Below are 10,187 nucleotides of genomic sequence, written 5' to 3' on the forward strand. Positions count from 1 at the left end.
CTGTCATATCCCTTGCCGATGGCTTGTTCGCCATAGTGGATCGCCTGACGGTTGTCATCTTTTTGCAGCAGCGCCTGCATCACCAGCAGATGGGCGTATTCCTGACCGGTAGAGCCCCCGGTAGCGAGCAGGGGCAGCAACAGCTCCAGCGCTGCATCCAGGCGACCGGCCTCAATGAGCAGCTCCGCCCGCTTCATTGCTCGATCATCACTCATCGCCGCAATGTAGAGTTGAGGTGATCGATTGTCAAAATCGGGTAATATCCTCGGTTCGAGGTCAAGGGGTCGGAGATCAGGGGCACCATGGACTCGGCCATACACCGACCTCAAATTGATGATTCGCTGTATCTATGCCGGCTTTTCGATATGGGAAACCTACCGTTCCAGGCCGAGAACAGTCATTACCAAACAGCATCAACTCTTGATCCCCACCCCACGCCGCAACAACTCCAGCGAGAAGGCGGCCAGCACCACAATAAACAGCAGGATGATCGCCAACGCCGTGCCGATCTGAATATCTGAGGTGCCCAGCAGGCCGTAGCGAAAGGCGTTGACCATGTAGAGCACCGGATTGGCCAGCGAAAGATCACGCCAGAACTCAGGCAGCAGCGCCACCGAGTAGAAGACCCCACCGAGATAGGTGAGCGGGGTCAGCACAAAGGTCGGCACGATCGAGATATCGTCAAAGCTGTTGGCGAACACCGCGTTGATAAAGCCCGCCAAGGCAAACAGCAGCGCGGTCAACAGAACCACCAGCAGGGTCAACCCATAGCTGTGGATCTGCAGATCGCTGAAGAACAGCGACACCAGGGTCACCACCACCCCCACCACTAGCCCCCGCGCCACCCCGCCACTGACATAACCCGCCAGCACCACCCAATGGGGCACAGGCGCGATCATCAGCTCATCGACGTAACGCTGATACTTTGCGCTGTAGAAGGAGGAGACCACATTCGAGTAGGAGTTCTGGATCACCGTCATCAGGATCAGCCCGGGCACGATGAAGTCGATATAGCGGAAGCCATCCATCTCGCCGATGCGCGCGCCGATCAGGGTGCCGAAGATGACAAAGTAGAGGCTGGTAGTGATCGCCGGCGGCAGCACTGTCTGCACCCAGATGCGGCTGAAGCGCAGTACCTCCTTGACCAGGATGGTCCAGTAGGCGGTGCGATAGCGTTGCCAACGATTCATGAGCCCACCCCGTTTGCCCGGTCCTGATTCACCATATCGATAAAGAGTTGTTCCAGCCGGTTCTGCTTGTTACGCATGCTGGTCACCTCGATACCGTGGCGCGACAGCGCCTCGAACAGACCGTTGATGGTCTGCTCGCGGCTCACCTCCACCTCCAGAGTGCACTCGTCCAGGTGACGCAACACAAAGCCGCCCAGCTCCGGCAGCTGTGCCAGCTTGTCACGCAGATTGAGCACAAAGGTCTCGGTGCGCAGCTCACGTAGCAACTGGTCGACGCTGGAGCGCTCGACGATGCGACCCTGGTTGATGATGGCGACATTGCGGCAAAGCTGCTCCGCCTCCTCCAGATAGTGGGTGGTGAGGATGATGGTGGTGCCCTGACTGTTGATCTCCTGCAGGAACGCCCACATCGAACGGCGGATCTCGATATCGACCCCGGCGGTGGGCTCATCCAGGATCAGCAGCCGGGGCTGGTGGATCAGGGCACGGGCAATCATCAGGCGGCGCTTCATGCCGCCGGAGAGCTCGCGCGCCTGGCTGGTTCGTTTCTCCCACAGATCGAGCTGTTTCAGATAGCGCTCGGCACGACGGAACGCCTCGCGCCGAGGCACCCCGTAGTAACCCGCCTGATTGACCAGGATCTCCACCGCCGGCTCCCAGACATTGAAGTTGAACTCCTGAGGCACCAGGCCGATGCACTGCTTGGCCGCCTCCGGATCCCTATCAAGATCGTGGCCGAACACTGCCACCCGCCCGCGGCTCTTGTTCACCAGCGAGGCGATGATACCGATGGCGGTGGACTTACCCGCCCCGTTAGGGCCAAGCAGGGCGAAAAAGTCCCCCCGTTCCACCTCCAGATCGACACCCTTGAGGGCCTCGAAGCCGTTGCGATAAGTCTTATGGAGTTGCTGGATAGAGAGTGCGGTCATGGATCGTGGGTGTAGGGCGCGGTTACAACAAAGCGCCATTCTAGCGCCAAAACAGCCGAGAAAAACTGGTGATCTGAGATGATTTACCTCGCCGCATCCCACTCACCCCAATCCAACGCGGACAGAGGCCAACTTGACTTGACCGACCGGTCCACTAGAATCAATCGCCATGAACGCCGATCGCGACACCCGCCGACTGATCCTGAAGAGCGCCCGGGATTTGATCTACTCCCGCAGCTACTCCGAGGTGGGAGTGGCGGCGATCTGCGAGCGCGCCGGGATCAAAAAGGGCAGCTTCTACCACTTCTTCCCCTCCAAACGCGACCTGACCCTGGCGGTGATCGACGAGTTCTTCGTTGAACTCAAACAGCAGATCTTCAACAGGCCTTTGCCACCGATCTGCCACCACTACAGCGCCTGCTGCGGCTGGTGGAGCTTGGTTATCTGTTCCAGAAAGAGATCGCCCAGACTCTCGGCCAGACCCTAGGCTGCCCGTTCGGCAACCTAGCCGCAGAGATGAGCACCCAGGATGAGCCTATCCGGCAGAAGGTCGAGCGGGTCTTCGAGATGATGGAGGGGCGTCTGGCAGAGACCCTGCAGGCGGCCGAGGCACACGGGGATATCAAAGATGTCGATATACCCGCCACCGCCCGGCGATGCTCGCCTACATCGAGGGCATCATGCTGATGGCGAAGACCCGCAACGATCCCCAAGTGATCCGCCAGCTCGGCCCGGCGATGGCCGAGATCCGTATCCGCAAAACGGTTTAACCCCCATAACAGAGGAGAGACGACCCAGCACCGCTTTGGCTCGACACTTGACCGACCGGTCTACTATGAGCGAAGAAATTGACCCTATCGCAAGCCAACCAAAGCCTCGAAGTCCAAAATCAATCAGGAGCAACACAATGAACAACTTGAACCCCCTACCCTTGGATGAGAATGGCGACCTCAACGCCTGGTTCGACCAGCGTTTTGAGGAGAAGATGGCGCAGCGTGAGGCGGCCCACACTCCGTCGATGACCATCATCGCCACCAAGGGCACCCTCGACATGGCCTACCCCCCCTTCATCCTCGCCTCCAGCGCCGCCGCCCTCGGCTGGGATGTCGCGATTTTCTTCACCTTCTACGGCCTATCGCTGTTGAAACGCGACCTTGATCTGCAGGTTACCCCGCTCGGCAATCCGGCGATGCCGATGATCATGCCCAAGGGCTCGGGCTGGCTCTCTGGCAGGCAGATCCAGCTGCCCACCAGCGTGATGGCCAACCTGCCCGGCTTTCAGCGGATGGCGAGCCAGATGATGAAAAAGGGGATGGCACAGAAGGGGGTCGCCTCCATCGAAGAGCTGCGCGAACTCAGTATCGAGGCGGAGGTGAAGATGATCGCCTGCCAGATGACTGTCGAGCTGTTCGACTGGCAGCGCACCGACTTTATCGACGAGATCGACGACTGGGTGGGGGCCGCCAGCTTCCTGCCCATTGCACAGAAGGCTGACGTCAATCTGTTTGTTTAATCCCCTTTAAATCCACGCAAGGCGTCCAACACCATGTCACTCATCATCCCCCCCGAACAGAACGATGGCATCGTCGCCGAGGTCTATAACGAGATCCAGCAGATGCACGATGTCAGCCAGGAGCAGATCGAGACGATGAAGCAAGGCCCGGCCCAGGCACCTCTGGATGCAAAGGAGCCGACGCTGCTGCAGTGTGTACTAAAGGCAGTCGGCGACTCCAATTCAATCGCCGCAGAGGATATCAAACAGCTGAAGACAGCCGGCTGCAGCGAGTGGGAGATCTTCGATGCGCTCGCCCACGGCTCACGCCAGGTGAGCCAGCGACATCATGTTGAATGCGTTCTGGGTGGAGGCGGATCTGCATTAGCTCTCTCCGCCTGCGGCACGAACCAGTCCACCCGGGATCTTCGCGCCGCGAGCGGCACTTCCTACCGCAGACGCTGGCCGACCTCCTGCCACAACACCTCATAGGCCTTGGCAGCGGGGGATCGGTGGGCAAACTCGGCCACCGGCATGCGGTAGATGCCCATGCGCTCCACATCCGAGGCGTAGGGGATGACGCTCTTCAGCAGCTCGCCATGGGCGTCGGGCAGGCTCTGCATCACATCCAGGTGCATGCGTTTGCGTCGGTCGACCATGGAGAAGAAGGGCATCAGTTCAAACCCGGCGATGCGGTGCCCCTCGAGGAAGTCGAGCAGCTGTTTGAAGGTGCGCAGGGAGAGTGTGGTGGGGATCAGCGGCAGCAGCAGGCCATCGGCAGCACGGAAGATGTTCTCCGACACCAGCGAGATACTCGGCGGGCAGTCCAGAAAGATGTAGTCATACTCCTCCGAGAGCGGTCTCAACAACCGCAACAACTGCTTGGTCGGCTTCTTCGCCTCCTCCAGCTTGAGGTCCATGTTGCGGTAGGAGAAGTCTGCCGGCAGCAAGTCGAGGTTTTCAAAATCAGTCCCCTTGACCACCCGGTCCAGCTCGACCCGCCCATTCAGCAGCCCCTTGCCGCCACCCTTAACCTTCGGTTTGATACGAAAGTAGAAGGTAGCGGCAGCCTGGGGATCGAGGTCCCAAATCAGAGTACGGTAGCCTGCCCGGGCGCAGAGATAGGCGAGATTGACCGCGGTGGCAGTCTTACCGACGCCGCCCTTGATGTTGTATACACCGATAATCTTCATCCCATCACCCCTTCAACAACTGCGCAAAGGCGCTCTGGTTAGCCTGGCTGGAGAAGTCGGCAAACAGCGCGGCAAACTGCTCCCGCTGCGACTGCTGGCGCTGTAGTAGATCCCCCACCAGGATCCCCATCGCCATCAGGGTGGTGGCGGAGGCACCCTCCTGCAGCATCTGCTGACCCATCTGCTCCAGACTCTCTGCCTGCACCTGCAGATCCTGAAAATCCCCCAGGTTGTCGAGCAATATCTTCAGCGCCTTGATCAGATGTTTGATCTCTGCATTTGGGTAGAGGCTGCGGAAAAACTCCATCAGATAGCGCAGCTTCTTGCACTGCTTGCGCAAATCGTGCAGCGCTTCCGGCTCAGACTGCTCGGTGATCGCAAGGCCATCTTTGAGCACCCGACGATAGATCTTGCGGATGCGCTGATTCGCCACTTCGGGAATCGGCTGGCTTGCCATTGGCCCCTGCAACGACGCCGCCAGGGGCATCTCCAACCAGGCCCGCCAATCTTTCAGTAGCGTGCGGAAGTGTGGCGAGTTGAGCTTACGCACCATCGCCTTTTGCGCCTGCTTCTGGCGTTCGAGCAAGTAGCTGTGAAAGGGGTCAAGATCGTTACGCAGCAGCGCTGGCAGGCTCTGCCGGTAGCCGGAAAACTTCAGCAGATAGACATCCAGGTCGCGGGTCTCACCGGTGATCTGACCAACCCAGGCGAAACCATTTTTGAACGGCTCCAGCACCTCTGGATCGAACACCCCCTTGATCTGGCTCAACGCAGAGCGGGTGCGCCGCACCGCCACCCGTAGGTCGTGCAGAAACTCTGAGTCGATATCGGCGCGGGTGCCGTCGACGTTGGCTTCGATAGTGTCGAGCAGACCCAGCAGAATCTGTCGGGTGGCGCTGTCGGCCTCCTGGGCTGGATCCAGCTGGTAGTTGAGCTTCGAGGAGTAGTCCATTGGCCGTCGGCCAATACCCTCAAGGGCGGGCAAAAAACGGCTCAACGGTGAAGTCTTTAGCCCCAGTTCGGAAAGCAGATTCTCTACCCGGCTCAGATATTTATCGTAGCCCCTGACCGGCGAGAGCATCACGCTGTGCCCCAGATCACCCTCCTGTCTGGGTTGGACGGAGCGAAACCGCTCACTGACCAAAGCAAGACGCAACACCGTCTTCTCTTCGCGGTTAAGTAACCGCAAGTGTTGCATCTCACGCTCCACCTTGACGATCGGTAGCAATGCCCGCATCGCCAGGGCACGCCGGAGTGGCTCGAACGCCTCGTCCGCAGGCAAGTCTGCGGCGAATACCGGGGCGCCGGCGACCTCCACACCACCGCTAATATCGTCGTTGTTGCGATCAAAGCACCAGAGGCGTTTGCATGCACCATCGTCCTGCAACAACAGCTCGCTATCCACCTGCCAGATGCGCCAGTCGAAACTCTCCAGATACTCCAGGCTCTGTTGGCGCCTGCCCACATCGAAAAAGCGAAACGACCGCTCCAGCTCTCTCCTTAGCATCTCCAGGTCCATCTCTTGGGGAAGTGCATACTGGATAGGGTGGCCGACCATCAACCTGCTCCTGAAATTGGCATCGGGCCAGGTTACAGAGCTGCTGACCACGAGGCAACAGATAGGGGAGAGATCGAGAGTTTCATAGGGCCAGGTAGAGCAGATTATGCTCGAAAGTGGCGGCGAATCCTGCTCGGCGGAGGCGCTGGCCAAACGGATTATGCGGCTGAAAAACGGGATCGACCATATCTGCCTAGCAAAAATGCTTCGACCGTCGCAATATCACCAGGAGGCCGTCAAATCAACTGACGACCCTCCAATGCCCGGCCTATGCTGGCGGGGATTAAACGTTGCTGTGCAGTTCCGCTGCCTGCAAGGTATTCTCCAGCAGGGTGGCGATGGTCATCGGGCCGACACCGCCGGGAACTGGCGTGATCCAGGCAGCTTTAGCCTTACAGGCCTCAAAGTCCACGTCGCCGCAGAGTTTGCCGCTCTCCAGCCGGTTGATGCCGACATCGATCACGATGGCGCCCGGCTTGATCCAATCCCCCTGAACAAAGTTGGCGCGACCAACGCCGGCGACCACAATATCGGCGTTGCGGCACTTTCCTTCCAGGTCTTTCGTCTTGCTGTGGCAGACGGTGATGGTGCAGCGTGCTGCCAGCAGCTCTAGCGCCATCGGCCGGCCGACGATGTTGGACTGGCCGATAATCACCGCGTCCTTGCCCACCAGATCGACACCGGTGCGCGCCAACATGGTCATCACCCCCTTTGGGGTGCAGGGGCGCAGGATCGGCATGCGCAGACTCAGGCGGCCGACATTGTAGGGATGGAAACCATCCACGTCCTTGGTCGGCAGGATGCGTTCGATGACCGCTTCTTCATCGATCTGCTCGGGCAGCGGCAGCTGTACCAGAATGCCATCGATGGCCTCTTTTGCGTTGAGGCTGTCGATCAGGTTGAGCAGCTCTCCCTGGCTGGTGTCACCAGCGAGCTCGTGTAGTTCAGAGTAGAAGCCCACCTCTTCGCAGGAGCGGCGTTTGCTGCGCACGTAGACCTGGGAGGCGGGGTTTTCCCCCACCAGTACGACCGCGAGGCCTGGGCGCCGCAATCCCTGAGCAAGACGGGTCTCAACCTTGCTCTTGATCTCCTGTTTGATCTCGCTCGAGATGACCTTGCCGTCGAGGATCTGTGCACTCATTGATTCTGTATCCACAACTAAGGGTTGAAGGGAGCGGCAATGATAGCGTGATGGTCGAAGGCTGTCAGCGTCAGTAAAAACAGATTGGGATGAGAAAAGGCCGCTAGATGGCTGCTTTGCATGGCTGGGGAGATCGATTGCGATCTCCCCCTCAGACCCGGCTATTTGGAAGCCAGGGAATCGCTCTGTGGCGTTTCGGGCAGCGCCGGCGGTGAATAGAACGGATAGGAAGGATAACCGTAGTAGGGATGGCCATAATAGTAGGGCGAATAGCCGTAGTACCAGGGATCATAATAGCCGTGGCCCCATCCGCTTCCGTGAAAACCAAAGGAGAAGCTGAAGCCTCCCCAACCATCACCATCCCACCAACTACCGGGGCCCCAACCCCACCATGCCTCAGCTGAGGTTGCCGGCACTGCGGTCAACGCGGCCACTGCGGCAGCGGTCAAGAGTCTGCGTGTCGCTTTCATACTGCACCTCCTGCGACGGTTTGCGGCTTTTATCTTTCACCTTCAATGTAGGCCGAAACGCCGGTGCCAATATTGCTACAGGTCAATCATATTAGTAATTTCTTATAAACTTTTTCGGCGTCTCCCTGCGCCAATAAAGTGAGATTATTCCGATGGCCACCAGCTCTGAGTAGATGGAAGGCAAAACAAAACAGGCCGGAACCGCTAGCGGCCCGGCCTGTTCAGACAGTGTCTTTTGAACTCCCGTCCGTTGTTATCAAACAGCCTCAGCAGGCGGCGCCAGCGGATCGGCACCCAAGGTGCCCACCAGACTGTTAAGGTAATCCTCTTCCTGCACTGCCAGCAATCGCTCTCGGGCGACCTCGAGCCGCTGCTCGATAGCCAGCCGTTCCGCTTCGTCGGCATAGCCAGGCTTGTCGAGGAACTCCTCCAGGTAGCTCACATTACGTTGCCACAATACGCTCTCGCGGGCCTGCTTCTCCTTCAGACGGCCCCGATACCAGTCGGACGCCAGCAGGTAGTCGCGACTGAACATCTGGCGGATCGCCGGATCATGGGCGCTTTTCCCCTGGTATTCACCGGTCGCCATGATGTAGAGCAGCGCCTTCAACGGCGGGCAGGCCTCTTCAATGCTGCCATCATCCAGATACTGCCGGGCAACCCGTTGCTGCGCCTCGACGATGTTGTTGACACCATCGACAAACACCGCCATGCCCTGGCTCTCCGGCTTCAGGATTGCCTCGGTGAAGACCGCATTGGGATTGTCAAAGATCTTGCCAAGGAAACCATGCACAAAGCGGTCGGTGATGCGGTAACCGAGACGGCTTGCCAGCACCCGCTCGCCTTCGTAATCAAAATCCTCCAACGGCTCGAGATAGCCCTTCTCGATCAGAAACTGCGGATCCCGCTCCTCCTCGGAGAGCCTCGCCCAGACCTCCGGGATCAGCAGGCTGATATCGTGATCCACCCGCACATCGGGGCCGATGTAGCCTGCCGAGCTAGAGAAGCCCGCATAGCCGGTGAGGATGAAAGAGACCAACGCATTGTTGAGGTCTGCGGTAGCGCGCAGCGCATTGAACGGCCCCTTGGTGAGTGCCCCTTCGCTACCTGCCCCGGTGGTGGAGGGCGACTTGCCAGTGAGGCTGCAGATGAAGTCCATGAAGAGTTCGGGCAGCTCCTGGTAGTGGATCGGATTGTAGACCGCCAGCGCGCGGATGCCCGGCTCCGGCGGATTGTTGCGTCGCCCGCAAAGCACCGCATCCACCGGATGGCAGAGCGGCTTGTCGAGCGGTAGTTTGCGATGAAAGCGGGCGCCGATCTCCGCCACATAGGACTGTAGCGGATTCGACAGATCAGGTCGGGTCTGCAGATAGCGCGGATTTTTACTCGGCTTGCCATCCACCAGACGCGGATGGGCGGAGGAGACTACATAGCCCGCGCCGTCATCACTGGCCGACTGCAGCAGTTTGCGCATCGGGTCGGTGAAGTTGCACAGCGTCAGCACATTGTCGACCACCGCGGCAAGCGATTCGCCAGTAAGCGGCTCGTAGTTAGCAAGAAAGTTATCCGGCTGTGTCATGTCCAGCTCGTCTGCTTGTCGAAGCCGGGGTGGATCGCATCGTCCGGCCGCTGGAACAGGCGATACTCGCAGTTCTTCACCAGCTTGACGCTGCGCTTGGTGTTGATCGTCTCCGGACACCCCTCCAGCGCTGCCGCGGAGACCACCACTGAGGCGCTGATGTCGTCCTCCATCTGCACCTTGTCGGCGGCGATGAAATCCTGGCGCACCTTGAACAGACGCCACTTGTCGCCCTCGTCAAAACCGACCCGCAAATAGGAGCCGATGATCTGGCGATCGAACATCTTGACCTCGTGACCCGCAGCACCGTCGATCTCATCCACGGTGATATTACGGCGCCAGTTACTGCCCCATGAGTTGAGGTAGAAGCGCTTGATCATAAATACCAGCGCGAGGATGCGCGGCGGAATCAACGACAACCACTCGTTGTATTCGTCGGTATAGCTGGGCGATGGGGTCAGCAGCTTGATTACCGAACCCAGACTGCGCTCGGGATTGAGCGGCTTGCGGCTGGGATTCCGATCTTCATGTTCAAAGCCAGGTTTGAAGCGCTGTGAGTAGTCGCGTGAAAAGATCACCTCTACCCGGTCAAGGTCCGCCTGCAGATCGTCCACGAACAGCGGCCCGGAGATTAC

13 protein-coding genes are annotated in these 10,187 nt (G+C 59.1%); 4 read left to right on the top strand and 9 right to left on the bottom strand.

The window, feature by feature from the left end; all coding sequences use genetic code 11:
- The 3 genes from RIFP1SYM_RS14045 to RIFP1SYM_RS14055 form a co-directional block, all read right to left on the bottom strand.
- Positions 1-215 (bottom strand): hypothetical protein (locus RIFP1SYM_RS14045; RefSeq protein WP_420855221.1); only part of this gene is annotated, 215 nt, incomplete at its 3' end.
- Between the two features lie 198 nt (positions 216-413).
- Positions 414-1,190, bottom strand: coding sequence for an ABC transporter permease (locus tag RIFP1SYM_RS14050; RefSeq protein ID WP_005965916.1), 777 nt, complete (start codon positions 1,188-1,190; stop codon positions 414-416).
- Positions 1,187-2,119, bottom strand: a complete 933-nt coding sequence (locus RIFP1SYM_RS14055; protein WP_006473966.1) for an ABC transporter ATP-binding protein — start codon at positions 2,117-2,119, stop codon at positions 1,187-1,189. Before RIFP1SYM_RS14055 ends, RIFP1SYM_RS14050 begins: the two co-directional genes overlap by 4 nt.
- 169 nt (positions 2,120-2,288) lie before the next feature.
- Here RIFP1SYM_RS14055 and RIFP1SYM_RS18335 point away from each other — a divergent pair, with 169 nt between their 5' ends.
- The 4 genes from RIFP1SYM_RS18335 to RIFP1SYM_RS14070 all read left to right on the top strand — a co-directional run bounded on the left by RIFP1SYM_RS18335 (position 2,289) and on the right by RIFP1SYM_RS14070 (position 4,103).
- Positions 2,289-2,606, top strand: a complete 318-nt coding sequence (locus tag RIFP1SYM_RS18335; RefSeq protein WP_005965921.1) for a TetR/AcrR family transcriptional regulator — start codon at positions 2,289-2,291, stop codon at positions 2,604-2,606.
- 29 nt (positions 2,607-2,635) lie between these two features.
- Positions 2,636-2,806, top strand: coding sequence for a hypothetical protein (locus RIFP1SYM_RS18340; protein ID WP_476756445.1), 171 nt, complete (start codon positions 2,636-2,638; stop codon positions 2,804-2,806).
- A 220-nt stretch (positions 2,807-3,026) separates the two neighbouring features.
- Positions 3,027-3,632, top strand: coding sequence for a sulfur carrier protein DsrE2 (gene dsrE2, locus RIFP1SYM_RS14065; RefSeq protein WP_240992124.1), 606 nt, complete (start codon positions 3,027-3,029; stop codon positions 3,630-3,632).
- A 33-nt stretch (positions 3,633-3,665) separates the two neighbouring features.
- Positions 3,666-4,103, top strand: coding sequence for a hypothetical protein (locus RIFP1SYM_RS14070; protein ID WP_005965928.1), 438 nt, complete (start codon positions 3,666-3,668; stop codon positions 4,101-4,103).
- On the opposite strand, the gene RIFP1SYM_RS14075 is transcribed toward RIFP1SYM_RS14070, so the two are convergent.
- The 6 genes from RIFP1SYM_RS14075 to RIFP1SYM_RS19160 form a co-directional block, all read right to left on the bottom strand.
- A complete protein-coding gene (locus RIFP1SYM_RS14075; protein WP_005965930.1) occupies positions 4,061-4,804 on the bottom strand; it encodes a ParA family protein in 744 nt (247 codons plus the stop codon). The genes RIFP1SYM_RS14070 and RIFP1SYM_RS14075 overlap by 43 nt on opposite strands.
- Before the next feature lie 4 nt (positions 4,805-4,808).
- Positions 4,809-6,362, bottom strand: coding sequence for a CHAD domain-containing protein (locus tag RIFP1SYM_RS14080; RefSeq protein ID WP_139042156.1), 1,554 nt, complete (start codon positions 6,360-6,362; stop codon positions 4,809-4,811).
- Positions 6,363-6,645: 283 nt separating this feature from the next.
- A complete protein-coding gene (gene folD, locus RIFP1SYM_RS14085) occupies positions 6,646-7,503 on the bottom strand; it encodes a bifunctional methylenetetrahydrofolate dehydrogenase/methenyltetrahydrofolate cyclohydrolase FolD (protein WP_006473972.1) in 858 nt (285 codons plus the stop codon).
- A 161-nt stretch (positions 7,504-7,664) separates the two neighbouring features.
- Positions 7,665-7,973 carry a sulfur globule family protein gene (locus RIFP1SYM_RS17115; RefSeq protein ID WP_081417773.1) on the bottom strand — a complete coding sequence of 103 codons (309 nt, stop codon included), beginning with the start codon at positions 7,971-7,973 and terminating at the stop codon, positions 7,665-7,667.
- 256 nt (positions 7,974-8,229) lie between these two features.
- A complete protein-coding gene (locus RIFP1SYM_RS14090) occupies positions 8,230-9,552 on the bottom strand; it encodes a hypothetical protein (protein ID WP_005965936.1) in 1,323 nt (440 codons plus the stop codon).
- On the bottom strand, positions 9,549-10,187 hold a 639-nt coding region (locus tag RIFP1SYM_RS19160; RefSeq protein ID WP_476756446.1), incomplete at its 5' end, for a PPi-type phosphoenolpyruvate carboxykinase family protein. The genes RIFP1SYM_RS19160 and RIFP1SYM_RS14090, both read right to left, overlap by 4 nt.

This window comes from endosymbiont of Riftia pachyptila (vent Ph05) (genome assembly GCF_000224455.1).
Lineage (GTDB): Bacteria > Pseudomonadota > Gammaproteobacteria > Chromatiales > Chromatiaceae > Endoriftia > Endoriftia persephonae.